Annotated in this window: 18 protein-coding genes; all 18 read left to right on the forward strand. The window is 60.6% G+C overall.

The genetic code is table 11. The features are described from left to right. The first annotated feature begins 334 nt into the window (after positions 1 to 334). On the forward strand, positions 335 to 1075 hold the full coding sequence (locus HU724_RS08185) for a flagellar basal body rod protein FlgF (protein ID WP_042607504.1): 741 nt from the start codon (positions 335 to 337) through the stop codon (positions 1073 to 1075). A 45-nt stretch (positions 1076 to 1120) separates the two neighbouring features. Further along, positions 1121 to 1906, forward strand: a complete 786-nt coding sequence (gene flgG, locus HU724_RS08190) for a flagellar basal-body rod protein FlgG (RefSeq protein ID WP_016771111.1) — start codon at positions 1121 to 1123, stop codon at positions 1904 to 1906. 51 nt (positions 1907 to 1957) lie between these two features. After that, a complete protein-coding gene (gene flgH, locus HU724_RS08195) occupies positions 1958 to 2653 on the forward strand; it encodes a flagellar basal body L-ring protein FlgH (protein WP_016771110.1) in 696 nt (231 codons plus the stop codon). A 27-nt stretch (positions 2654 to 2680) separates the two neighbouring features. Continuing rightward, positions 2681 to 3769, forward strand: a complete 1089-nt coding sequence (locus tag HU724_RS08200) for a flagellar basal body P-ring protein FlgI (RefSeq protein ID WP_024012083.1) — start codon at positions 2681 to 2683, stop codon at positions 3767 to 3769. 11 nt (positions 3770 to 3780) lie between these two features. Next, positions 3781 to 5094 (forward strand): flagellar assembly peptidoglycan hydrolase FlgJ, encoded by a 1314-nt coding sequence (flgJ, locus tag HU724_RS08205; protein ID WP_186566029.1) that lies wholly within the window; start codon positions 3781 to 3783, stop codon positions 5092 to 5094. A gap of 25 nt (positions 5095 to 5119) precedes the next feature. Continuing rightward, complete coding sequence (flgK, locus tag HU724_RS08210; RefSeq protein ID WP_122611662.1) at positions 5120 to 7165, forward strand: flagellar hook-associated protein FlgK; 2046 nt, start codon at positions 5120 to 5122, stop codon at positions 7163 to 7165. A gap of 13 nt (positions 7166 to 7178) precedes the next feature. Beyond that, on the forward strand, positions 7179 to 8747 hold the full coding sequence (locus HU724_RS08215) for a flagellar hook-associated protein 3 (RefSeq protein ID WP_076566553.1): 1569 nt from the start codon (positions 7179 to 7181) through the stop codon (positions 8745 to 8747). Positions 8748 to 8856: 109 nt separating this feature from the next. Beyond that, positions 8857 to 12444 carry a glycosyltransferase gene (locus HU724_RS08220; RefSeq protein WP_186566027.1) on the forward strand — a complete coding sequence of 1196 codons (3588 nt, stop codon included), beginning with the start codon at positions 8857 to 8859 and terminating at the stop codon, positions 12442 to 12444. A gap of 154 nt (positions 12445 to 12598) precedes the next feature. Continuing rightward, a complete protein-coding gene (locus HU724_RS08225) occupies positions 12599 to 14533 on the forward strand; it encodes a calcium-binding protein (RefSeq protein WP_186566025.1) in 1935 nt (644 codons plus the stop codon). A gap of 373 nt (positions 14534 to 14906) precedes the next feature. Continuing rightward, positions 14907 to 15680: a glucose-1-phosphate cytidylyltransferase gene (rfbF, locus tag HU724_RS08230; RefSeq protein ID WP_039761130.1), complete on the forward strand. Its 774-nt coding sequence runs from the start codon at positions 14907 to 14909 to the stop codon at positions 15678 to 15680. Next, the gene (gene rfbG, locus HU724_RS08235) at positions 15662 to 16744 is read left to right on the forward strand and encodes a CDP-glucose 4,6-dehydratase (protein ID WP_133340588.1); all 1083 of its coding nucleotides are present in this window, start codon (positions 15662 to 15664) and stop codon (positions 16742 to 16744) included. The genes rfbF and rfbG overlap by 19 nt, the downstream gene beginning before the upstream one ends. After that, positions 16741 to 17301, forward strand: a complete 561-nt coding sequence (gene rfbC / locus HU724_RS08240) for a dTDP-4-dehydrorhamnose 3,5-epimerase (RefSeq protein ID WP_186566023.1) — start codon at positions 16741 to 16743, stop codon at positions 17299 to 17301. The genes rfbG and rfbC overlap by 4 nt, the downstream gene beginning before the upstream one ends. Continuing rightward, the gene (locus tag HU724_RS08245) at positions 17298 to 18170 is read left to right on the forward strand and encodes an NAD-dependent epimerase/dehydratase family protein (RefSeq protein WP_225927673.1); all 873 of its coding nucleotides are present in this window, start codon (positions 17298 to 17300) and stop codon (positions 18168 to 18170) included. Before rfbC ends, HU724_RS08245 begins: the two co-directional genes overlap by 4 nt. Further along, positions 18160 to 19230: a class I SAM-dependent methyltransferase gene (locus HU724_RS08250; protein WP_186566019.1), complete on the forward strand. Its 1071-nt coding sequence runs from the start codon at positions 18160 to 18162 to the stop codon at positions 19228 to 19230. The genes HU724_RS08245 and HU724_RS08250 overlap by 11 nt, the downstream gene beginning before the upstream one ends. A gap of 17 nt (positions 19231 to 19247) precedes the next feature. Continuing rightward, entirely contained in the window at positions 19248 to 19985 is a 738-nt protein-coding gene (locus HU724_RS08255) for a cephalosporin hydroxylase family protein (protein ID WP_039761138.1), read from the forward strand. 54 nt (positions 19986 to 20039) lie between these two features. Continuing rightward, positions 20040 to 22955 carry a glycosyltransferase family 2 protein gene (locus tag HU724_RS08260; protein ID WP_186566017.1) on the forward strand — a complete coding sequence of 972 codons (2916 nt, stop codon included), beginning with the start codon at positions 20040 to 20042 and terminating at the stop codon, positions 22953 to 22955. 22 nt (positions 22956 to 22977) lie between these two features. After that, a complete protein-coding gene (gene pseB, locus HU724_RS08265; protein ID WP_186566014.1) occupies positions 22978 to 23979 on the forward strand; it encodes a UDP-N-acetylglucosamine 4,6-dehydratase (inverting) in 1002 nt (333 codons plus the stop codon). Continuing rightward, a complete protein-coding gene (gene pseC, locus HU724_RS08270; protein WP_186566012.1) occupies positions 23976 to 25136 on the forward strand; it encodes a UDP-4-amino-4,6-dideoxy-N-acetyl-beta-L-altrosamine transaminase in 1161 nt (386 codons plus the stop codon). Before pseB ends, pseC begins: the two co-directional genes overlap by 4 nt. Positions 25137 to 25143 lie beyond the last annotated feature (7 nt).

Genomic DNA, 25143 nt, shown 5'->3' on the forward strand with positions numbered 1-25143 from the left:
GTGGCGAGGGGATTTATCCCCGATGGGCGGCGAAGCCGCCCCGCTTTTCCTTCCCAGCGACCTCATTTGCAGGCTTGGCGACTGCTGCGCAGCCGAACGGGGATAAATCCCCTCGCCACAGGATCGCCATCCCCCCGCTGAACTGAGGATTGCCACCAACCGGCATGACACCGCCGGTTTTTCGTCTTCCACCCATTTCAAATTCCCCCTCCGATCCCCTCAAGTCCCCTGTTTACCGGGCCTTCGCCCGCCAATAAAAAGTTGGTCTGCAAATTGCTTATGGCTGAGCAGTACAGCGGTGGGCGGCAAACGTCCGGCATGCAGAGGAAACACAGTGGACAAGTACCTTTATGTGGCAATGACCGGCGCCAGCCAGAACGCACTGGCGCAGCGGGCGCATGCCAACAACCTGGCGAACATCTCCACCAACGGCTTCCAGCGCGACCTCGAGCAGGCGCGTTCGATGCCGGTGTTCGGTGACAGCTTTCCGGCGCGCGCGTTTGCCATGAGCGAACGTCCCGCCACCGACTTCACGCCGGGCTCACTGGTGCAGACCGGCCGTGAACTCGACGTCGCGGTATCCGGCAACGGTTTCATCGCCGTGCAAAACCCCGGCGGCGGCGAAAGCTACGTGCGTACCGGCAGTCTCAACATCGACGCCCTCGGCGTATTGCGCGCCGGCAACGGCATGCCGGTGATCGGTAATGGCGGCCCGATCGCCGTGCCGCCCGAGCAGCAGGTCGAAGTCGGCGAAGACGGCACCATCAGCATTCGCGCAATGGGCGAAGGCCCCCGCGTCATGGCCGAAGTCGACCGGATCAAACTGGTCAACCCGGACATCAAGAACATGAACAAAGGTCTCGACGGTTCGATTTACACCAAGGACGGTCAGCCGGCGCAAGCCGACGCCAACGTCAAACTGGTCTCGGGTTTCCTCGAGTCGAGCAACGTCAATGCCGTGGAAGAAATGACTTCGGTGCTGGCCCTGGCCAAGCAGTTCGAGTTGCACGTCAAGATGATGAACACCGCCAAAGACGACGACCAGGCCATGGCTCGGGTCTTGCAGATCAGCTAATTATCAGAACGTCGCGCCGTAAAACAGGCGCACGAGGAGAATCGAATGCTTCCGGCTCTATGGGTTGCCAAAACCGGTCTGTCCGCCCAGGACACCAACCTGACCACCATTTCCAACAACCTGGCGAACGTCTCGACCACGGGTTTCAAACGTGACCGTGCCGAGTTCCAGGACCTGCTCTATCAGATCAAGCGTCAGCCAGGCGCCCAGTCGACCCAGGACAGCGAACTGCCGTCGGGTCTGCAAGTGGGTACCGGTGTGCGCATTGTCGGCACCCAGAAAAACTTCACCGCCGGCAGCCTGCAAACCACCGAGCAGCCGCTGGACATGGCCATCGACGGTCGCGGTTTCTTCCAGATCCTGCAGCCGGACGGCACCACGTCCTACACCCGTGACGGTACTTTCCACCTCGACTCCAATGGCCAGATCGTCAACGCCAGCGGTTTCGCACTGGAGCCGGCGATCATCATCCCGAACGATGCGCAGACCTTCACCGTCGGCCGTGACGGCACCGTGTCGATCACCATCGCCGGCAACCCGGCCTCGCAAGTGATCGGCAACCTGCAGACCGCCGACTTCATCAACCCGGCCGGCCTGCAAGCCGTGGGCAACAACCTGTTCCTGGAAACCGCGGCTTCCGGCGCGCCACAGATCGGCACCCCGGGCCTGAACGGTTTCGGTACCACGCTGCAGAACACTCTGGAAACCTCGAACGTCAGCACCGTTGAAGAGATGGTCAACATGATCACCACTCAACGCGCCTACGAGATGAACTCCAAGGTGATCTCCACCGCCGACCAGATGCTCTCGTTCGTAACGCAGAATCTGTAATCCAGTCTTTGGGGCGGCCTGAGGTCGCCAGCAACACCGTGAGGTAGGGTCATGAAGCGCTTTGTATCTGTTCTGGCATTGAGTGGGGTCGTCTCGCTCGCGGGCTGCGTCGCCCCGACGCCCAAGCCCAATGACCCTTACTACGCCCCGGTGTTGCCGCGCACACCGTTGCCGGCGGCGGCCAACAATGGCTCGATCTATCAGGCCGGCTTCGAGCAGAACCTGTACAGCGACCGCAAGGCGTTCCGGGTCGGTGACATCATCACCATCACCCTGAACGAGCGCACGCAGGCAAGCAAGAACGCTAACTCGCAGATGGACAAGAACAGCGATAACTCGATCGGCCTGACTTCGTTGTTCGGCTCCAGCCTGACCACCAACAACCCGATTGGTGGTGGTGACCTGAGCCTCAACGCCGGCTACAGCGCCGACCGTTCGACCAAGGGTGACGCCAAGTCCGGGCAGAGCAACAGCCTGACCGGTTCGATCACCGTGACCGTCGCCGACGTGCTGCCCAACGGCATCATCGCCGTGCGTGGCGAGAAGTGGCTGACGCTCAACACCGGTGACGAACTGGTGCGCATCGCCGGCATGGTCCGCGCCGACGACATCGCGACCGACAACACCGTGTCGTCGACCCGTGTCGCCGATGCGCGCATCACCTACTCGGGTACCGGCGCGTTTGCCGATACGAGTCAGCCAGGCTGGTTCGACCGTTTCTTCCTCAGCCCGCTGTTCCCTTTCTAGGTGGCTACGTTGAATCTGAAAAGCCTTATGGTGGCCGCGTTGTTGATGTCTGCGGCGTTCACCGCACACGCCGAGCGGCTGAAAGACATCGCCAGCATTTCCGGCGTGCGCTCCAACCAGTTGATCGGTTACGGCCTGGTGGTCGGGCTTAACGGCACCGGTGACCAGACGACGCAGACCCCGTTCACCCTGCAGACCTTCAACAACATGCTCTCGCAGTTCGGCATCAAGGTGCCGCCGGGATCGGGCAACGTGCAGTTGAAGAACGTCGCGGCGGTGTCGGTGAGCGCCGATCTGCCAGCGTTTGCCAAACCGGGTCAGCAGGTCGACATCACCGTGTCCTCGATCGGTAACTCCAAGAGCCTGCGTGGCGGCACCTTGCTGCTGACGCCGCTCAAGGGTATCGACGGCAACGTCTATGCGATCGCTCAGGGCAATCTCGTGGTCGGCGGTTTCGACGCTGAAGGCCGCGATGGTTCGAAGATCACCGTCAACGTTCCGTCGGCCGGTCGTATACCGGGCGGTGCGTCGGTGGAACGTGCGGTGCCGAGCGGTTTCAACCAGGGCAACAGCCTGACGCTGAACCTCAACCGCTCCGACTTCACCACCGCCAAGCGCATCGTCGACAAGGTCAACGACATGCTCGGCCCTGGCGTCGCCCAAGCCATCGACGGCGGATCGGTGCGGGTCACTGCGCCACTGGATCCGAGCCAGCGCGTCGACTACCTGTCGATCCTGGAAAACCTTGAAATCGATCCGGGTCAGGCGGTGGCAAAAGTCATCATCAACTCGCGTACCGGCACCATCGTCATCGGCCAGAACGTGAAAGTGTCGCCAGCCGCCGTGACCCACGGCAGCCTGACGGTGACCATCACCGAAGACCCGATCGTCAGCCAGCCGGGCCCGCTGTCCAACGGCCAGACCGCCGTCGTACCGCGCTCGCGAGTGAATGCCGAACAGGAAGCCAAACCGATGTTCAAGTTCGGCCCGGGCACCACCCTCGACGAGATCGTCCGTGCGGTGAACCAGGTCGGCGCAGCACCGGGTGACCTGATGGCAATTCTCGAAGCTCTGAAGCAGGCCGGCGCATTGCAAGCCGACCTGATCGTGATCTGAGGCCGGCCACCATGGATATGCGCAAAAGCGGTCTGGTCAGCAGCAGCGATTCGGGTTCCTACTCCGACCTCAATCGTCTGAACCAGCTCAAGGTCGGCGACAAGAACAGCGACGAAAACATGCGCAAGGTGGCGCAGGAATTCGAGTCGCTGTTCCTCGGCGAAATGCTCAAGTCGATGCGCTCGGCCACCGAAGCGCTCGGCCAGGACAACCCGCTGAACACGCCGGCGGCCAAGCAGTATCAGGAAATGTACGACCAGCAACTGGCGGTTTCCATGTCGCGGGAGGGCGGTGGTATCGGCCTGGCCGACGTGCTGATCCGGCAGATGTCGAAGAACAAACCGATGGCGCCGGGCGAGGCTGCCGCCGCGTCCGCCGCCAAGCAGCAGGAAGCGCTGGCCAAGGCCGCCGCCGTGCCGACGCCGATTGCCGCCGGCACCGTCGCCACCGGTCCGCTGTCCCGCGTCAACGGCGAGCGTCCATTGTGGGCATCGCGTTCGGTGCATGCGCCGAACACCGATATTTCCCATCGCAACGACATGGCGCTGATCAACCAGCGGCGTCTGGCATTGCCGCCGAAACTGGCCGATCGCTTGCTCGCTGGTCTGGTGCCGTCGGCGCCGAGCGTGGCCACTGCCAGCACTGCGGCCGCAGCGACCAACGCCTTGCCGCAACGTGCTGCGACTACCGCCGTCACAGGCTCCGGCGCGTTGTACAACGGCGACTGGCTGGCCCGTGCCGAAGAGCAGAAAGCTGCCGGCGGGCAGATGCAGGTCTACGGCCGCGCCATGGCGCAGATTCCGCTGGCACCGGCGAAGAAGGCCTTCAGTTCCGCCGACGAGTTCGTCAACACCATGCTGCCGATGGCCAAGGAAGCTGCCGACCGCATCGGCGTCGATCCACGCTATCTGGTGGCGCAAGCGGCACTGGAAACCGGTTGGGGCAAATCGGTCATGCGCGCTCAGGATGGCAGCAGCAGCCACAACCTGTTCGGCATCAAGGCCAGCAGCAACTGGAAGGGCGATTCGGCGCGCGCGATCACCAGCGAGTTCCGCAATGGTGCGATGGTCAAGGAGACGGCCGAGTTCCGTTCCTACGCCTCGTACAAGGACAGCTTCCACGATCTGGTGACGTTGCTGCAGAGCAACAATCGCTATCAAGAAGTGCTGAAGTCGGCCGATAACCCAGAACAGTTTGTACGCGAGTTGCAGAAGGCCGGTTACGCCACCGACCCGAACTACGCGACGAAGATTTCGCAAATTGCCAAGCAGATGAACAGTTTTGAAAACTACGCTGCGGCGGGTGTCTCCACCACGCCTTTATAAGGCACCAGGTAATAAGGTCTGAACCATGAGTTTGCTCAATATCGGGATGTCGGGACTGTCGGCCAGCCAGTCCTCTCTGGCTACGACAGGCAACAACATTGCCAACGTCGACACCGCCGGTTATTCACGTCAGCAAACCGTGCAGGGCACCAAGTCCTCGCAGCAGTACGGCAGCGTTTTCATCGGCACGGGCACGACCCTGGCCGACGTGCGCCGGGTGTACAACTCGTACCTGGAATCGCAGCTGCACACCGCGACTTCGCTGGACAGCGAATCGGCCGCGTTCCTCAAACAGGCGACGCCGCTGGACGCCATGCTGTCGGACACCAACACCGGCCTGACCGGTGTGCTGCAGAAATTCTTCACATCGATGCAGGGCGTATCGACGTCGGCCACCGATGACACTTCGCGTCAGTCGGTGCTGACCGGCGCGCAGGCGCTGACCAGCCGTTTCAATACCCTGGCCAAGCAGCTCAACGATCAGAACACCACGATCAACGGCAGCCTCGGCGACATGACCGCCCAGGTGAACAAACTCGCCACGGCGATCGCCAATCTCAACCAGAAGATCGGCGAAATCTCCACCAGTGGCGGGGCGCCGAACGACTTGCTCGACAGCCGTAACGAAGCCGTGCGTCAGCTCTCCGAACTGACCGGTGCCCAGGTCGTCGAGCGCGGCACCAGCTTCGACATCTATGTCGGCAGCGGTCAGCCGCTGGTCATCGGCAACACCACCAACAGCCTGAGCATGGTTGCGAGCAAGACCGACCCGTCGCGCATGTCGATCCAGATGGATCGCGGTTCGAGCACCATCGACATCACTTCGGTGATCAGCGGCGGCGAAATCGGCGGTCTGCTGACCTATCGCAAGGAAGTCCTCGACCCATCGCTCAACGAGCTCGGTCGCGTCGCTCTGGTGATTGCCGATCAGATCAACAGCCAGCAAGCCCAGGGCATCGACAAGAACGGCGACTTCGGCGCGGCGATTTTCAACAACATCAACAGTGCCGCTCTGATCAGTCAGCGCAGCATTGCGAAGGACGGCAACAGCGCCGGTTCGGGCAACCTCGATGTGACCATCAAGGACACCGGCAAGCTGACCACCAGCGATTATCAGGTGACCTTCACCAGCGCCACCGATTACACCGTCAAACGTTCCGACGGCACCGATCTGGGCGCATTCAGCACCACGACCAATCCGCCGCCAGTGATCGACGGCTTCACCCTGGCCTTGAACGGCGGCGCGCTGAGCGCGGGTGACTCATTTAAAGTCACGCCGACCCGCAACGCGGCGGCGAGCATTCAGACGGTCCTGACCGATCCGAAGAAAATCGCTGCGGCCGGTCCGCTGACCGGCGTCGCCAGCGCCAATGGTCTGGGCACTTACACTCAGCCGACGCTCAGCGACAAGATCGACATCTACAACCCGACCGCCCAGGCTGACATGCAGGCGGCGCTGAAGAATTCAACGCCGGTCAAACTGGTCTTCGGCGCAGCCAGCGGTGGCAGCCAGTCGTACAACCTGGTCGACGCCAAGGGCGCGACCATTGGCACCGGTACCATCGTGCCCGGCCAGTCGAACACGCTGAACCTGAAAGTCGGCATCGTCGATGCCAGCGGCAACCCGGTGATGGACACTACGGTCACGCCGAACGTGCAGAAGACCTTCACCGTGCAGACCACCGTGGGCGGCACGCCGAAATCCGGCGAGACCTTCACCATGAACCTGACCGGCGCGGCGTCTTCGGACAACCGCAACGCCCAGGCACTGGTCGCATTGCAAACCAAACAGACCGTGGACACCGGTTCGGCGAGCAAGGGCATCAGCCTGACCGACGCCTACAACACCCTGGTGACCAACGTCGGTACCAAGACCGCCCAAGGCAAGTCCGACAGCGCCGCGACCACGGCGATTCTGGAGAACGCCAAGGGTGCCCGCGATTCGCTTTCCGGGGTCAACCTGGACGAAGAAACCGGCAACCTGGTCAAGTACCAGCAGTACTACACAGCGTCTTCGCAGATCATCAAAGCTGCGCAGGAAACTTTCGCCACGCTGATCAACAGCCTTTAAGGAGTCGTAATTCATGCGCATTTCCACCGCCCAGTATTACGGAACGCAAGCTTCGGATTATCAGCGTAACTTCAACAAGGCTGTCGCCACCGCCAGCGAGGCGAGCAGCCTGCAACGCATCAACACCGCCGCCGATGATCCGATCGGTGCCGGGCGCTTGCTGCAATTGGGCCAGCAGGCAGCGATGCTCGATCAGTACAAGACCAACGTCAACACCACCAAAAGTGCGTTGAACGTGCAGGAGTCCACGCTGGATTCGATCACCACGGCGTTGGCACGGGCCAAGGAGCTTGCGCTGGCCGCGAACAACGGCACGATCACCGACAAGGACCGCCAGGCTTACGCCTCGGAGATGGGCGAGATCCAGCAACAAGTGCTGGGCCTGATGAACGCCAAGGATGCCAACGGCAACTACCTGTTCTCCGGTTCGAAAACCGATACCGCGCCGTACTCGAAGAATTCTGACGGCACGTTCAGCTACAACGGCGACCAGACCACCATCGATCTGGGCATCGGCGACGGCATGACCGTGGGCACCAACACCACCGGTTGGGACGCGTTCCAGCAGACCATCAACACCGGCCGCACCAACACCAAGATGACTGCGCCAGCCGTCGATGACGGCCGTGTCGTGCTGTCCAACGGCACCGTCGGCACTGCCGCCACTTACGACGCCAAGTTCACTGCCGGGCAGCCGTATACCATCGATTTCGTCAGCAGCACCCAGCTGAAAATCACCGATGCGCTGGGCAACGATGTGACCGCCGAGGCCAGCCAGAATGGCCTGATCAGCAATAGCAGCGGCGCCAACCAGACTGTCAGCTTCCGTGGCGTCGACCTCAAGCTGAACGTCAACCTGAAGGCCGGCGATACCAATCCGGACGCCGTTATCGCAGGGCACAGTTTTCAGCTGTCGGCCTCGCCGGACTCGTTCACCACCACGCGTAATCCGGGTAACCCGTCGACCAGCGTGATCACCGGTTCGACCATCACCGATCAGGCAGCCTACACCGCAGCGTTCCCGCAGGGCGGCGCGGTGCTCAAGTTCACCAGCGCCACCGATTTCGATCTGTATGCCGCGCCAGTGACCGCCGACAGCAAGCCGGTTTCTTCGGGCACGGTAGCCGGCGGTAACGCCACCGCTGCCGGTGTGACCTTCGCGCTGGGCAACACGCCGGCTGCAGGCGACCAGTTCTCGATCCAGCCGAACAATCACCAGACCCAGAACGTGCTCGACACCCTGGGCCAGATGATCACCGCGCTGAATACGCCGGTTGACGGCGATCCGGTTGCCAAGCAGAAATTGCAGGGCGCGATGGAGGCGGGCCTCGGTAACATCGATGCCGCTTCCAACCAGATCGGCACGGCGGTGACCACCATCGGTGCGCGTGGTCAGGCGCTGGACATGCAGACCATCACCAACGACAGCCTGACCACGGCAAACAGCACCACCCAGGGTTCGATTCGTGATTCCGATCCGGCTGAAGTCATGACCCGCCTGACCCTGCAACAGACCATGCTGCAAGCCGCGCAACTGGCGTTCAGCAAGATCAGTCAGTTGGGTCTGTTCAACAAGATCTGATGATTGGCGGGTGCGTGAGCGCCCGCCAACGTTGTGCCTCTGTTAATGATTTTTTGCGGTATCAAGGGCTCGTTTTTGCGAGCGGGCTCGTACCGCCTGTGAGCCCGTCGTGAATTCACTTCCTCTCGTCAGCATTGCCATCCCTGCGTTCAATCCGCGCTTTTTCGAGCGCACGCTGAACAGTGCCGTCAGCCAGACTTACAGCAATCTCGACATCGTCGTGTGCGATGACAGTCGTGGTGACGAGATCAAGGACATCGTCAGCCTGGTGATGGAGCAAACCGGCGCCCAGGTGCGCTACGTTCGCAATCCACAGACGCTGGGGCTGGTGGGCAACCTCAAAGCCTGCCTCGAACAGGCGCGCGGCGAATTCATCAAATTCCTGTGTGACGATGACCTGCTCTATTCGGCCTGCATCGAACAGCAAGCCCATGAGTTACAGCGCGAAGAAGTCAGTCTGGTGATCGCTCAGCGGCTGCTGTGGGACGCCAACGACATCATTCTGCCGGCCCGTTTGGAAAACAGCTCGCTATCACCCGTGAGCGCCTTGCTCAAAGGCGACGATGTGCTGAGCATTTTCGAAAAATTCCCGGTCAACGTCCTCGGCGGCTTCAGCAGTGCGTTGTTCCGGCGTGCCGATGTCGCCGAACTGTTGCCCGCTCTGACTGAAGCAGGTGCATGCTTCGTCGCGACCCTGGATTTTGCCTTGTACGTGTGTCTGTTGCGGCGCGGCAACATGGTGACGTCGAACAATGTCCTGAGCGCCGAGCGACTTTACCCCGAGCGCCTGAGCGCGCAGCAACCGATGAAGGATGCTGCCGAGGTTGAGCGCGAGTGGCTTTCGCAAATGCTCAAAGTGCGCAGCGGCGAGTCGGCGCCCGCAAAGGGCTGGGTTCGCTACGTGCGACTGACGAGCGCCGACGAGTCGCCTCGCGTTTGGGAAGAACTGCCGCTGAGCCGTACCCTTGGCACCAAGCAAAGCCGCCAGGAGCTGGGTGTGGGTGTCGACAGCTTCAGTTTCGGCGAGCTCTATGCGCAGTGGCTGGCGTGTCGGGTGCTGACCGAGACGCAGCGCCAATGGTTGCCGGAAACGCTTGCTGGCTGGCCGCAGCAGCCGAGGATCGTGCCGATCGTCATCGATGCACAGGGTAGCCGCGACGGTCTCGAGCGCACCCTGCAAGCGCTCGCTGCACAGGACTACCCACCGGAGCTGGTACTGGTACTGTCCGTAGCCTGTACCGAAGCAGTGTTGCAGGATCGGGTGTTCCACATGCCGTTGCAGGATGACGGTCTGGAGCAGATCAATACGCTGTTGCCGCAACTCGAAGGCGCCGACTGGTTCTATCTGCTGCAACCGGGAGATCGCCCGGTGGCACCGGCATTGCTGGTGATGGCCGATCGCATCGCGCATTCGCGGTCGCTGACGTGTCTGTACAGTGATGAAGGCAGCGTGCGCGACGGCGAATCGGCGGAACCGGCGTTCAAACCGGACTTCAACCTCGACCTCATGCGCAGTTATCCATACGTCGGCCGAGCGCTGGCATTCCAGCGCGAACGCTTCCTCGCCCTAGGTGGATTTGCGCCAACGTTCGCCGAACTGGCGCCACACGACATGCTCTGGCGGATGGTCGAAAGCGATGGCCTGCAGGTTGTCGGTCATATCGCCGAGGTGTTGCTGGAGTCGAAATTCGACCTGTCGCAATGGCTCACCGAGCCTGGCGTGGTGGAGCAAAGTCCGCGAATTCTCGAGGCGCATCTGCAGCGCCTCGGCATTGCTCATGAAATCCGCCAGAACGGGCTGCTCAATCGTGTCGACTACCGTCACGCGCAACGCCCTCTGGTGTCGGTGATCATCGTCACTCAGGACCAGACTGCCGCCTTGCAGCGTTGTGTCGAAACGCTGCTGGAGAAAACCGCCTACACCGAGTACGAATTGCTCCTGGTCGACAACGGCAGCGAAAGCGCCGAAGCGCTGGCGTGGCTGGACGGCATGGCGCAGTTGGGCAGCGACCGGATTCGCGTGCTGCGGTATGCGCAAAAGGGCGATGCCGTCGCTGTGCACAACTTCGCCGCGCGCCAGGCGCGCGGTGAGTACGTGCTGATGCTTAACGCCTTTGCGGTAATCACCCAGGCCGACTGGCTCGATGAGCTGCTCAATCATGCACAGCGCCCTGAAGTCGGGGTGGTGGGCGCCAAGCTGTTCAACCCGGACGGTGGCGTGCTGCACGCCGGTCTCATCCTGGGGCTGAATGGGCCGGCGGGACTGCCGTTCTACGGCCAGCCGATGCAGTCGGACGGGTATATGCACCGACTGCAAGCTGTGCATGATCTGAGCGCGGTCGGTGGCGACTGCATGATGATTCGCAAATCGGTATTCGAAGCGGCCGGCGGTCTTGATGAGCAGGATTTCAAGCAAACGCTCAGTGTCGTGGATCTGTGCCTGCGCATTGGCCGCGACGGTTATCTGGTGGTGATGAACCCGCACGCCGTGCTGGCGGTGGGTACGCAGCCAGTTATCGCGGCGACGGAGCAAGAGCAAGCGCAGCACGCCGAGGAGAAGGACACCTTCTATCAACGCTGGCTGCCACTGGTTGCGCGCGACCCGGCCTATAACGTCAACCTGACGTTGCAGGGCGTTGGCGCCAGCAACTTCAGCCTTGAACCGGGCCTGCGTACTGGCTGGAGCGCGTTCTCCAAGGCGCAACTGCCGAACGTGCTCGCGGTTCCGATCAATGCTTCTGCCATCGGTCACTACCGCATGAGCCAGCCGATGATCGAGCTGGAAGCGGCCAACCGGGCGGAGGGACGGGTCTGCTACGGCTTACCGTCGATCATCGATATCGAGCGTCAGTCCCCCGATGTGATCGTCCTGCAAGGGCGCTATTCGGAGCATGCCATTGATGAAATTCCGCCGCTGAAGAAGTTCTTCAATGCCCGACGGATTTTCGAACTCGACGACTATGTCATCGACGTTCCCCATCGCAATGCACATATCCGCAACATGCCGGGCAAGTCGGACATGGAGCGTATGGTGCGCCGAGCGATCGGCCTGTGCGATCGCGTGGTCGTTTCAACCGCGCCGCTGGCCAACGCGCTGTCGGACATGCACCACGACATACGCGTGGTGCCGAACATGTTGGCTCAGGACTTGTGGGGACACCTGCGCAGCCAGCGTCGCACCTCGAAAAAGCCCCGTGTCGGCTGGGGGGGCGGCACCAGTCACCATGGCGATCTGGCAGTGATCGCCGACGTGGTGCGCGAACTGGCCAACGAAGTCGACTGGGTTTTCTTCGGCATGTGCCCGGATGATTTGCTGCCGTACATGCATGAGTTTCACGGAGTGATCCCGCTGGATGTCTATCCGGCAAAACTGGCCAGCCTGAACCTCGATCTGGCGCTGGCACCGCTGGAGTTCCACATCTTCAACGACTGCAAGAGTAATCTGCGGCTGCTCGAGTATGGCGCCTGCGGTTTTCCGGTGGTCTGCACCGATACCGAGGCCTATCGCGGCTACTTGCCGTGCACCCGGGTCAAGACCAACACGACCGATGAGTGGCTGCAAGCGATCCGCATGCATCTGGCTGACCCGGATGCCAGTTATCGCATGGGCGATGAACTGCGTGAGGTGGTGCTGCGAGACTATGTTCTGCGCGGCGATAACTTGCGCCATTGGGAGTATGGCTGGCTGGCGGATTGAATTGCCCGCAAGGCTTCATTGAAAGGCGATCTCTCGGGTCGCCTTTTTCACAGGTTCATTGATTTGTTTGAGTCGATCAGCGAGGGAATGCGCTCCGGACAGGCAACGCCCGCACTGACAGATCCGGTTTCAACAACCACGCAAGGAAGATGCAATGACAATTGTGAATGGAACGAGTGAAGCGGATGTCCTGCTGGGCACCGACAGCGATGACCAACTCTATGGATTGGAGGCGGATGATGTCCTGCTGGCAAGTACAGGATCGGATGAGCTTGATGGCGGCGACGGCTTCGACACCGCGAATTACTACGCAATAACCTCTGGAATCAACGTCGAACTGGCCGACGATACAAGTACCGTCGCCGGCCCCGACGGCAAGCTCGATACGCTGGTGTCCGTTGAGAAGATCGTCGGGACGTTTTCCAACGATACGTTCACCAGTTCGGTAGCCGGCGTGACGCTGGAAGGCAGCAGCGGTGACGATGTCTACATCGTCACCGCTGAAGACGTGACCATCGTCGAGGAAGACTGGGGCGGCTACGACGAACTGCGCACCAGCCTCAACAGCATCAAGATGGCCGGCTTCGTCGAGAAACTGACCTTCACGGGTACCGGTGATTTCAAGGCATACGGCAGTGACACCGACAACGAGATCATCGCTGGTGCCGGTAATGACTGGCTGTGGGGTGGTGATGGTGCAGATCATTTCGTCGGGGGGGACGGTTACGACACCGTCAGCTACAGCGACAGCCTTGAAGGGGTACGAGTCGAAGACTTCACCAACCATGACGGCCTGACCATCGCCTATGGCGATATTTTTACCGGTATCGAAGCGCTTCAGGGCTCGGGCTTCGATGATGTGATTTATCGTCATAATGACTCGATGAGCATCGATGGTGCGCACGGCTACGACACTGTGAGTTACCGCTACGCCTTCGACGTGGCCAATGTCGTGATCGGCAATGGCAGCAACCTTGCAGGTGACACGCTGCTCAATGTGGAAGAGGTTATCGGTTCCTCCGGCGCCGATCGTTTTGTCGTCAACGCCAGTGGTGTGAAGGTGGCTGGTGGTATCGGTGATGACGTTTATACGATCAACAGCACCGGCGTGACTGTCGAAGAAGACGACAGCTTCATGGGTGGTACCGATCATGTGTACACCAGCCTGTCCGAGTTGAGGCTGAGTGCGTTCGTTGAGCGGTTGACCTATACCGGCAGCAGCGATTTCACCGGTTACGGCAATGACGGGGACAACACGATCGTTTCCGGTGCCGGGAACGATGTGCTGCTGGGCGGGGCGGGGGCCGATAACTTTGAAGGTGGTGCGGGCCTCGACATCGTCAGCTATGACGACAGCGCTGAAGGCTTGAGCGCCTCGCTGAAATGGGGCGCGCAGAGCGGTATCGCCTTCCATGACGTCTACATCGACATCGAAGGCCTGCGCGGCAGCCAGTTCAGTGATGTTCTGGAAGGTGAGTGGGGCGACAACGTCCTTGAAGGCGGTGGTGGTGACGACCAGATTCAGGGTGGCGATGGCAACGATCACATCTACGGCGGTCTGGCGTCCGGTCTCGATGCAGCCGGGCAGTCCGATACCTTGTTCGGTGGCTCGGGCGATGACGTCATCATAGCTGCGCGCGATGGTCTGTTTACCTGGGTCAGTGGCGATGAAGGCAATGACAACATTACCCTCGGGCGAGGCGTGGCCTATGGTGGGCAGGGCAACGACGTGTTGATCTTCAACGGCGCCGGCCCGTCGGGCCTGGGCGGCAGCGGGTTTGGCGAGCAGGGCGATGATACCTATGTGGTGGACACGTCTGCCTTGGTGACCATCAAGGATGAAGGGCTGGATGCCAACGACACGCTGATTCTGAACACCATCGCTGACGCCAGTCAGTTGAGCGTGACCCGTGTGGGCGATGACGTTTATCTGCACAGTGCCAATGATGGTAGCAGTGGCGTGCCGGACAATGGTGTGCGGCTGGTGGACTGGTATGCGGGGTTTGCGACCATCGAGCATGTTCAGACGGCCGATGGTCAGATGTATGAGCTGCCGGTGGGTGCTGACGGGTTTGCGCTGTTCGGGTAGTTTTTGCGCATCGTTGAAGTAAGGGATGGGTCTTTGGATTCATCCCTTTTTTGTTTTTGGGCTTGGCGGCCCTTGGGCCGACCAGACTCTCGGGGTTTGGGTGAATATCCGTTTCTGCGGGTGTTGCTGTAAGAGCGAAACCGCCAGCGCCAGCACCCGCAATAACGGATAGGCCTCCAATCAAAGTCCTCAGCCCGTTCCCCACCACCTCCACTCTGAGCTGGCGCGTTTCCTGCAAGTCCCCCTCAAATCGCCATAAAACGAGCGCTTGCGGTCATTGCACTTGCGCCCGGAACGGCAAAAGGTGTCGCCGCAAGGCCCGCAACGCTCAACAAAGCCATGCGCAGCCCGGTGAAGAACAAGAGGGGAGACGATGAAGGCAGTAATTTTGGCGGGTGGCCTCGGCACGCGGATCAGTGAAGAGTCGCACCTCAAGCCCAAGCCGATGATCGAGATCGGCGGCAAGCCAATTCTCTGGCACATCATGAAGCAGTATTCCGCCCATGGAATCCACGACTTCGTCATCTGCCTGGGCTACAAGGGCTATGCGATCAAGGACTTCTTCGCCAACTACTTCCTGCACACCTCCGACGTCACCTTCAACATGCGCGAGAACCGCATGGAGGTGCACCAGAATTACAGCGAGCCGTGGAGCGTCACGCTGGTCGACACCGGCGAAGAAACCATGACCGGTGGCCGGCTCTTGCGCACTGCGCCTTATCTCAAGGACGAAAAAGCCTTTTGTTTTACCTACGGCGACGGCGTCTCGGATATCGATATCGGCGCTTTGATCCGTTTTCATGAAGCGCACGGCAAGCTCGCGACCGTTACTGCCGTGCAGCCTCCAGGCCGTTACGGTGCGTTGCAACGCACAGGCCACCAAGTTATGGGCTTCACCGAGAAGCCGCGAGGTGACGGCGGCTGGATCAATGGCGGCTTTTTCGTCCTGTCACCACAGGTGCTGCCTTACATCGCCGGCGATGCGACCAGCTGGGAAGCCGAGCCGTTGATGCAACTGGCTGAGTTGGAACAGCTGCATGCCTACGAACATTCCGGCTTCTGGCAGCCGATGGACACCCTGCGTGACAAGAACCATCTCGAAGCGCTGTGGCAGAGCGGGGAGGCCCCATGGAAGCAATGGGCCTGAGTGCGGAGTTCTGGCGTGGCAAACGCGTCCTGGTCACCGGACACACTGGATTCAAAGGCAGTTGGCTGACCCTGTGGCTGCAAAGCCTTGGTGCGCAAGTCAGCGGTTTTTCTCTGGATCCGTCGACCGAGCCGAGCCTGTTCGAACTGGCGCGCGTGCACGAAGGCATCAATGATCAACGCGGCGATCTGCGTGACCTCGGCGCCTTGCTGGAAATCATCGCCGAGACCGAGCCGGAAATAGTCCTGCATCTGGCGGCCCAGCCTCTGGTGCGCGAGGGCTATCGCGATCCACTCGGCACCTATTCAAGCAATGTCATGGGTACGCTGAACCTGCTCGAAGCGATTCGTCAGGTCGGCGGTGTGCGCGCCTGTGTGCTGGTCACCACCGACAAGGTCTACGCCAACAAGGAATGGCTGTGGCCGTACCGCGAAGACGAAGCCCTCGGTGGACACGATCCTTACAGCAGCAGCAAGGCCTGCTGCGAGTTGCTCGCGCAGTCGTATGCCGCGTCGTTCTTCCCGGCGGACAAACATGCCGAACACGGTCTGGCCCTGGCTACCGCACGCGCCGGCAATGTGCTGGGCGGTGGTGATTTTGCGCCAGAACGACTGATTCCCGATGTGCTGAAAGCCTGGACTGCCGACGAGCCAGTGACCCTGCGTTACCCGCAAGCGGTGCGCCCGTGGCAGCACGCGCTGGAGCCGCTGGCCGGTTATCTGCAATTGGCTGCTGCGCTCTACGAGTACGGCCCGGAATACGCCGGTGCGTGGAACTTTGGTCCCGGGGAGGCCGACATGTGCAGCGTCGGTGAGGTGGTCGAACTGCTCGCCAACCGTTGGCCGCAGGCCCGCGGTCTGCGTATCGAACCGAGTGAACTGCACGAAGCCGGTCTGCTGCGTCTGGACAGCAGTCGCGCGCGGCAGATGCTTGGATGGAAGCCGCGCTGGACGCTGGAACAATGCCTGACGCACACCCTTGGCTGGCATCTGGCGTGGCAACACGGCGATGACATGCGCGCCGTTACCTTGAACCAATTGAATCTGTACAGAGAGCGTTCATGAGCGATTACACCTTGCAGAAAACGCCATTGGAGGGCCTGTACCTCATTCAGCATAAAGTCTTCTGCGATGAGCGCGGGCGGTTCGCCCGGCTGTTCTGCCAGAGTCGTCTGACCGTCCAGGGACGTCCCTTTGCGATCCGCCAGATCAATCATTCGCGCACGGTCGGCCAAGGTAGCGTACGCGGTCTGCATTTTCAGAAAGCCGGTTATGCCGAATCCAAGCTGATCACTTGTGTGCGCGGCGCGGTCTGGGATGTGGCGGTCGATCTGCGGCCGCAATCGCCAACGTATTTGCAGTGGCATGCGCAAGAACTGCGCGCCGATGATGGCCTCAGCTTTTTGATTCCTGCCGGTTTTGCCCACGGCTTCCAGTCACTGACCGATGAATCGGAAGTGCTGTACCTCACCGATGCCGATTACGCACCGGAGCATGAAGCGGGTTTGTCGGCCCTTGATCCGGCACTGGCGATCTCATGGCCGCTGTCCGTCAAGAATCTGTCAGCCAAGGATTCCAGGCATCCGCTGCTCGACAAACACTTTCAGGGAGTCGAGCTTTGACGGCGAACACCTCCACTGTGCTGGTCACTGGCGCCACCGGCTTCGTCGGTCGCCACTTGGTCAGCGCTTTGCTTTCCAAAGGCTTCAAAGTGCGTGCGGTTGCGCGCACCCTCGACTCGGCTCGCAGTCTGCCGTGGTTCGCGCAGGTGGAATTTGTCGCCGCCGATCTGCATGCGCCAGACCTTGATGTCGAGCACTTGGTTGATGGCGTGGATGTCGTCGCTCATCTGGCCTGGAGCGGCTTGCCTAATTATCAGGCGCTGTTTCATTTCGAACGCAACCTGCCGGCCGATTATGCGTTCCTCAAGCGAGCAGTGACTGCGGGCGTGAGCCAGGTGCTGGTCACCGGGACTTGCTTTGAATACGGCTTGCAAAGCGGCCGGTTAGCCGAGTCGGTCTTGCCCCAGCCTTGCACGCCTTACGGTCTGGCCAAGCACACCTTGCGCCTGTTCCTTGAAGCATTGCAGCGCGAGCAGGCGTTCACCCTGCAATGGGCGCGGTTGTTTTACCTTTATGGCGAAGGGCAGAACAGCAACAGCCTGCTGGCCAGCCTCGACCGCGCCATCGATGGCGGTGAGGCGCAGTTCAATATGTCGATGGGCGACCAGCTGCGTGATTATCTGCAGATTACCGAGGCGGCCGCGCAATTGGCTTCGCTGATCGGCCGGCCTGATGTCGACGGCGTCACCAATTGCTGCAGCGGCCAGCCGATTTCCGTACGCGCGCTGGTTGAACAGCGTGTCCGCGAACGCCAGTCGACGATCATGTTGAATCTGGGCCATTACGGTTATTCCGCCCATGAGCCCATGGCGTTCTGGGGTGATGCTCAGCGAATCTCGCAACTGAAGGGGCAAGAACATGCTGCATGAGCTTTATCGCGCGACCGGACTGCCGGTATTGCAGAACCGCACGTTTGCCAGCGCCGAAGAGGCGCGGGCCTCAGGGGCGGCAGACATTGTTCTGGTACAGGACAGCCAAAGCGGATTGATCTTCAACCAGGCCTTCGATGCCGACAAGCTGAGCTATGACGCCGACTATCAGAACGAACAGGCGCACTCGGTGCAGTTTCAGGCGCACCTCAATGCCGTCGAAGCGATCCTCGCCCGGCACTTCAAGGGCCAGACCCTGATTGAGGTCGGCTGCGGCAAAGGTTATTTCCTTGAGATGCTGCGGGGTAAAGGTTACGCCATTACCGGGATCGACCCCTCGTATGAAGGTGACAATCCTGACGTGATCAAGGCACCGTTCACCCGCGAGCTGGGGTTGGCGGCGGATGCGATTGTGTTGCGCCATGTGTTGGAGCACATCAGCGATCCGTTGGCATTTCTCGCGCAAATGGCTGCAGCCAATCAGGGCGGGCAGATTTATATCGAAGTACCGTGCTTTGACTGGATCGTCGAGCACAATGCCTGGTTCGACGTGTTCTATGAGCACGTCAATTACTTCCGTCTCGCCGACTTGCGCGCAATGTTCGGCACCGTGCTCGAGGCCGGGCATCTGTTCGGTGGCCAATATCTGTACATCGTTGCCGATCTCTCGACGCTGCAACGGGCGCCGGTCGAGACGCCGTCGTTGCTGACGCTGTCGACCTCCTTTACCGCCAGTCTTGATCGCGCCGTGCAGATCATTCAATCCGCGCCGGCACAGGGCTCGGCCATCTGGGGCGCTTCGTCCAAGGGCGTGATTTATTCATTGGCCTTGCAGCGCGCCGGCGTGGCGGTAGATCGCGTCGTCGACATCAACCCGGCCAAGCAGGGCCGTTACCTGCCGCTCAGTGGCGTGCGGGTGTCCTCGCCGCAAGAGGCCATGGATGCGCTGCCTGCAGGCGCCCATCTGTTTGTGATGAATTCCAACTACCTCGAAGAAATCAAGCGGATGACTGGCGCACGCTACGTCTATCACGCCGTCGACAGCGCTTCGTTTCAGTGACCCTTGAGATTATTAAGATGACCGAAAACAACATCCACAAAGCCTTCGAAGCCGAATGCCAACAAGAGATCGCGCGCCAGGGTGATGACCAGAAAGTGGTAGCACTGGCCCGGGATTTCTTCAACGAATCGGCCCGCCATAAATACAGCTACCACTTCTCGTGGATGGGCCGTCCGATCATCCAGTTGCCGCAAGACATGATGGCCATGCAAGAGATCATCTGGCAGGTCAAACCGGACCTGGTGATCGAATGCGGCATCGCTCACGGCGGTTCGATCATCTATTACGCCTCGCTGTTGGAGCTGCAGGGCCACGGCGAAGTGCTGGGCATCGACCTCGACATTCGCCCGCACAACCGTGAGGCCATCGAAAGCCACCCGATGGCCAAGCGCATCCAGATGATCGAAGGTTCGAGTATCGACGAGGCGACCGCGCAGAAAGTCCGCGCGATTGCCGAGGGCAAGAAAGTGATTCTGGTCCTCGATTCCAACCATACCCACGACCACGTACTCGAGGAGCTGCGCTTGTATGCGCCGCTGGTTTCGGTGGGCAGCTACTGCGTGGTGATGGACACCGTGGTTGAAGACATGCCGGCGGACTTTTTTCCGGATCGCCCGTGGGGTCATGGCGATAACCCGAAAACCGCCGTGTGGAAATACCTGGAAGAGAACAAGGATTTCGAGATCGATCGGCAGATGCAGAACAAACTGCTGATCACCGTGGCGCCGGACGGTTATCTGCGCCGCGTTCGTTAATTCGCAACATTACCCAGCGTTGTTTCGGCGAGTCGCCGGTTGTGGAGAGAAGTTATGCAAGGCAAGTACAGTTCTGAACTGACGCTACCGCTCAACGAGTTGTTGACGGTGGTGCTGATTACTCACAACCGGCCGGCGTTCCTGCGCCGTGCGGTGAAGTATTACAGCAGCTTGCCCTGCCGAATCATGGTGCTGGATTCCACGCCGGAACGTCCGGAAGGCGATTTCTCCGCCGTCGATTATCATCATGTACCGCAATTCGCCTACTGGGGGATGCAGGCCAAACTGGCCTATGGCGTCGAGCAACTGAGCACGCCATACATGGTGCTGGCGGCGGATGACGATTTCATCGTGTTCGATTCGCTCTGCGAGTCTGTCGGCTTTCTTCAGGCCAATCGTGACTATGGCATGTGCCACGGCTATTGCCTGATGTACCTGGCGAAGGCCGATGGCGTGAACTACTACCGCCGCGACAAGAAGGTTCAGGAAGACTATTCGTCCGAGCGGGCGCAGGATCGCGTCATTGACTACATGAGTCAGTACATCCCGCCGTTCTACGCGGTGACCCGTACCGACCTGATGAAAACCTGGCACTCGTCATTGCCGCCGGGGACCAATTTCCAATGGCAGGAAATCGGGCACGTGTATTACCTGCTGGCGAGCGCCAAGGCACGGATCCTGCCGATTCCCTATGTGGTACGCGAGATCAACTACGGCGTTTCCGAACACAATACCGACGTGTATCACTCGCTGACCTATGTTGATGGCAAGTCGGTCGCCGAACGAGAGGCGTTTGCCGAATTCCTTGTCTCGCTGCCGACCGGTATCCAGAACCTCGATGCAGGGCAAGCCAAGGCATTTGTTCTGGAGAGCTTTGCGGCGATGGCCGAGAGTCTGGCCGTCCGCCGGGCGCTGACTGCCGAGTTGATTTTCGAGTCGACCTGGAATCAGCAATTGCGGCGGCCTGATCGGCGTTTCGGCCCACTGCAGTACGTTGAGATGCCGTTCTACAACCAGACGTTTTTCGATCTTCTGGAACAGTTTGAATTCATGATGCACGCCCTGCCGGCGGGTCGCCTTCAGTTGGAAGGGCTGGAAGGTGTATGGACGCGTCAGGCGCATCTGCTCCAGGCGCGTAATAACGATACGCCGGAGAGCGTGGTCGACCGGTTGTGGCAGGCGCATGATCTGAATGCGTTCAACCAGGTGGTTACCAAGCGTCTGGCCGCGCAGCTGCAAGTGCTCGGTGACGAGACGGCGGCGCAAGCCATGCATGAATGGGTCGCCCGCCTCGAGGCGCTGACGGTCGACGATCATCAGGTCACGTTCGACAAGATGCAATCGGGACGTTTGTTGAATTGGCTGGCTGCACGTGCGCCTGCCATCGAGCAGCTCGAGTCGATCAGCCAACACGTGGCTGCCGAAGGTGGTGGTCAGCAGTTCGGTATCTTCCTCCTTGATCTGGACAACGACATCGACAAGTTGCAGGTGTCGCTCGACAGCCTGGTCGAGGGGCACTGCAAAGCGTTCAGGATTGTCGTGTTCACCACTGGTGAAGCGCCGGCAGCGACCACTGCGCAGAACACCCTGCACTTTGTCCGTGTCACGCCCGGCAATCTCGTCGACAAACTCAACCAGAGCGCTCAGCAGTCGCCAAGCGACTGGTTGATGTTGGCTCAGGCCGGTGATGAGTTCACCGCTAGCGGCCTGTTGCGCGCCAGCCTTGAACTGATGGGGGCCGAGAGTGTGCGTGCGGTCGCCACCGATGAAATCCAGCGCAAGGAAAACGGCGCACTGGTCGACGTATTCCGCCCCGGTTTCAACCTGGATCTGCTGCAAAGCGTGCCGTCGCTGATGGCGCGGCATTGGTTGATCCGTCGCCAGGTGCTGCTTGACGCTGGCGGTTATCAGGCCGACTTCAGCAAGGCGCTGGAATTCGATCTGTTGCTGCGCATCATCGAACAGGGCGGACTTGACGGTCTCGCGCATCTCGACGAGCCGCTGCTGATCACCGAGCAGGCGCCTCTGGAAGAAAACGCCCACGAGCGTCAGGCGTTGCTGCGTCACTTGGGCAATCGCGGCTACAAGGCCAAAATCACTTCGGCGGCGCCGGGCACCTGGCAGATCGATTATCGCCACACTGAGCAGCCACTGGTTTCGATCATTGTGCCGGTCATCGATGATTTGCCGGCACTGCGCCGCTGCCTGGAGGGCGTGCTGCTCAAAACCCGTTACAGCCGCTACGAAGTGCTGCTGGCAGCCAACGGCAAGCAGTCGGCAGCGGTCAACGATTGGCTGGGAACGCTGCGCCACGCCAAGGTCAACGTGTTGCGTGCCGACCAGCCGCTGAGCGAAGTCGCCTTGTTCAACGCCGCCAGCGAACAGGCGCAAGGTGAATACCTGGTGCTGCTGGCCGCGGACAGCGAAGTGGTCAATCCGAACTGGATCGATTCGCTGCTCAACCATGCCCAGCGTCCTGAAGTCGGCATTGTCGGCGTCAAACTCGTCGATCGCGATGGCAAAGTCGCCAATGCCGGTCTGATTCTTGGTCTGAACGAAGGCGTGGGTTCGCCTTTCATCGGCGAGCAACACAAGGCCGAGGGCTACATGCAGCGGCTGGTTGTCGAGCAGAATTATTCGGCCGTCTCCAGGGTATGCCTGATGGTCGGCAAAGAGCTGTTCAATGCCCTTGGCGGCCTCGACGAAGCGACCTTCGCTGACGGCTATGCCGATGTCGATCTGTGCCTGAAGGCCGGCCAGGCCGGTTACCTCACCGTGTGGACGCCACTGGTGCAGGTGCTGCACACCGGCGAGCTGCCACAGGCGCCAGCGGCATTGGCGGCATTGCGTGAAAAATGGCCCGACGCCTTTGCCCAGGATCCGGCGTACAACGCCAACCTGGCCTTGAGTGGTAAAGGTTTCACTCTGGGCGAAAACGCCTCGATCAATTGGGCGCAGTTGCTCGCCTGAGCAGGCCGACAGGAATTACAACATGTTCAACGGACAATCGATTTTCATCTCCGGCGGCACCGGCTCGTTCGGGCGCAACTTCATCCGTCGCTTGCTGGAGCAATACCAGCCCAAGCGCGTGGTGGTGTTCTCCCGCGACGAGCTCAAGCAATACGAAATGCAGCAGACGTTCAATGCACCGTGCATGCGTTATTTCATCGGCGACGTGCGTGACGCCGAGCGCTTGCGTCAGGCGATGCGCGGCATCGATTACGTAGTGCATGCCGCCGCGTTGAAGCAGGTGCCGGCGGCGGAGTACAACCCGACCGAATGCATCCGCACCAACGTCAACGGCGCGGAAAACATCATCGCCGCTGCCATCGACAACGGTGTGAAAAAAGTCGTGGCGCTGTCCACCGACAAGGCGGTCAGCCCGATCAATCTGTACGGCGCGACCAAGCTGCTTTCGGACAAACTGTTCGTCGCCGCCAACAACATTGCCGGCGAGCAGCAGACCCGTTTCGCCGTGGTGCGCTACGGCAATGTCGCCGGTTCGCGCGGCTCGGTAGTGCCGTTCTTCAGCAAGCTGATCGCTGACGGCGCGCAAGAATTGCCGATCACCGACGAGCGCATGACGCGGTTCTGGATCACCCTCGACCACGGCGTGCAGTTCGTCCTCGATAGCTTCGCGCGCATGCACGGCGGTGAAGTGTTCGTGCCGAAGATCCCGTCGATCCGCATCGTCGATCTGGCGCGCGGCATGGCTGAACATCTGCCGCACAAGAACGTCGGCATTCGTCCCGGTGAGAAGCTGCACGAACTGATGGTGCCGCTGGACGATGCGCGCATGACCCTTGAGTTTGACGACCATTACACGATTCAGCCGTCGATTCGTTTTACCAGCGTCGACGTCGATTTCGCCGTCGATAAACTCGGTGAACGTGGCCGTGCCGTGGGCGAGGATTTCGAGTATCGCTCGGACACCAACCCGCATTTCCTTTCAGTGGGGCAGATCGCCGATCTGCACGCGAAGCTGTCGGTATGATTCCCTACGGTCGGCAGAGCCTCGATCAGGCAGACATCGATGCGGTGGTCGAGGTGTTGCAATCGGACTGGCTGACCCAGGGGCCGACCATCGAACGCTTCGAACAGGCCATGGCCGCGCGTTGCCAGGCCGATTTTTCCGTGGCGGTGTGCAATGCCACGGCGGCGCTGCACATTGCTTGTCTGGCCGCTGACCTGGGGCCGGGCGATCGCTTGTGGACCTCGCCGAATACGTTTCTGGCTTCGGCCAACTGCGGGCGCTATTGCGGCGCCGAGGTTGATTTCGTCGACATCGATCCGCTGACCTGGAACCTCGATGCGTTCGCGCTTGAAGCGAAGCTCGAACAGGCCGAGCGCGACGGCACGTTGCCCAAAGTACTCGTCGCCGTCGCGTTCTCCGGGCAGAGCTGCGATATGCGGCGCATCGCCGAACTGGCGGAGCGCTACCATTTCACCGTGATTGAAGACGCCTCGCACGCCGTGGGCGCGAGCTACGCCGGGCGCCCGGTCGGTTGTGGCGAATTTGCGGCAATGACGGTGTTCAGTTTTCACCCGGTGAAAATCATCACCAGCGCCGAAGGCGGCATGGTCCTGACCAATCGCCCGGTGCTGGCCGAACGTCTGCGACGCCTGCGCAGCCACGGCATGACCCGCGATCCCGAGCACATGACCGAGCCGAGCCACGGGGCGTGGTATTACCAGCAAGTCGAGCTGGGCTTCAATTACCGGATCACCGATCTGCAAGCGGCGCTGGGCCTGTCACAACTGGGCAAACTGGATGAGTTTGTCGCCCGGCGCCGGGAACTGGCGGCGCGCTATGATCGCTTGCTGGCGTATTTGCCGGTGACGTTGCCGAGCCCGCAGGAAGAGGCGGAGTCGGCCTGGCACTTGTATGTGATTCGCTTGCAGACCGAGCGCATCAGCCTCAGTCACCGCCAGGTCTTCGAAGGTTTGCGCGCCGCCGGTATTGGCGTGAATCTGCACTACATTCCCGTGCACTTGCAGCCTTACTACCAGGATATGGGGTTTGCCGAGGGCGATTTCCCCGAGGCTGAACGCTATTACGCTCAAGCCATCAGCTTGCCGCTGTACCCCTTGCTGAGCGATGAGCAGCAGGATCATGTAGTCGAGCAACTGCGGCGATTGACCGAACGATGACCGCTGC

Origin of the sequence: Pseudomonas iranensis (assembly GCF_014268585.2) — a bacterium.
GTDB lineage: Bacteria > Pseudomonadota > Gammaproteobacteria > Pseudomonadales > Pseudomonadaceae > Aquipseudomonas > Aquipseudomonas iranensis.

Coding starts and splice junctions, on each gene's coding strand:
- flgG (WP_016771111.1), top strand. CDS start 1,121: ATGCTTCCGGCTCTATGGGTTGCCAAAACCGGTCTGTCCGCCCAGGAC.
- HU724_RS08215 (WP_076566553.1), top strand. CDS start 7,179: ATGCGCATTTCCACCGCCCAGTATTACGGAACGCAAGCTTCGGATTAT.
- HU724_RS08255 (WP_039761138.1), top strand. CDS start 19,248: ATGACCGAAAACAACATCCACAAAGCCTTCGAAGCCGAATGCCAACAA.
- HU724_RS08225 (WP_186566025.1), top strand. CDS start 12,599: ATGACAATTGTGAATGGAACGAGTGAAGCGGATGTCCTGCTGGGCACC.
- HU724_RS08260 (WP_186566017.1), top strand. CDS start 20,040: ATGCAAGGCAAGTACAGTTCTGAACTGACGCTACCGCTCAACGAGTTG.
- rfbG (WP_133340588.1), top strand. CDS start 15,662: ATGGAAGCAATGGGCCTGAGTGCGGAGTTCTGGCGTGGCAAACGCGTC.
- flgH (WP_016771110.1), top strand. CDS start 1,958: ATGAAGCGCTTTGTATCTGTTCTGGCATTGAGTGGGGTCGTCTCGCTC.
- pseB (WP_186566014.1), top strand. CDS start 22,978: ATGTTCAACGGACAATCGATTTTCATCTCCGGCGGCACCGGCTCGTTC.
- flgK (WP_122611662.1), top strand. CDS start 5,120: ATGAGTTTGCTCAATATCGGGATGTCGGGACTGTCGGCCAGCCAGTCC.
- pseC (WP_186566012.1), top strand. CDS start 23,976: ATGATTCCCTACGGTCGGCAGAGCCTCGATCAGGCAGACATCGATGCG.
- HU724_RS08250 (WP_186566019.1), top strand. CDS start 18,160: ATGCTGCATGAGCTTTATCGCGCGACCGGACTGCCGGTATTGCAGAAC.
- HU724_RS08200 (WP_024012083.1), top strand. CDS start 2,681: ATGGTGGCCGCGTTGTTGATGTCTGCGGCGTTCACCGCACACGCCGAG.
- rfbC (WP_186566023.1), top strand. CDS start 16,741: ATGAGCGATTACACCTTGCAGAAAACGCCATTGGAGGGCCTGTACCTC.
- rfbF (WP_039761130.1), top strand. CDS start 14,907: ATGAAGGCAGTAATTTTGGCGGGTGGCCTCGGCACGCGGATCAGTGAA.
- flgJ (WP_186566029.1), top strand. CDS start 3,781: ATGGATATGCGCAAAAGCGGTCTGGTCAGCAGCAGCGATTCGGGTTCC.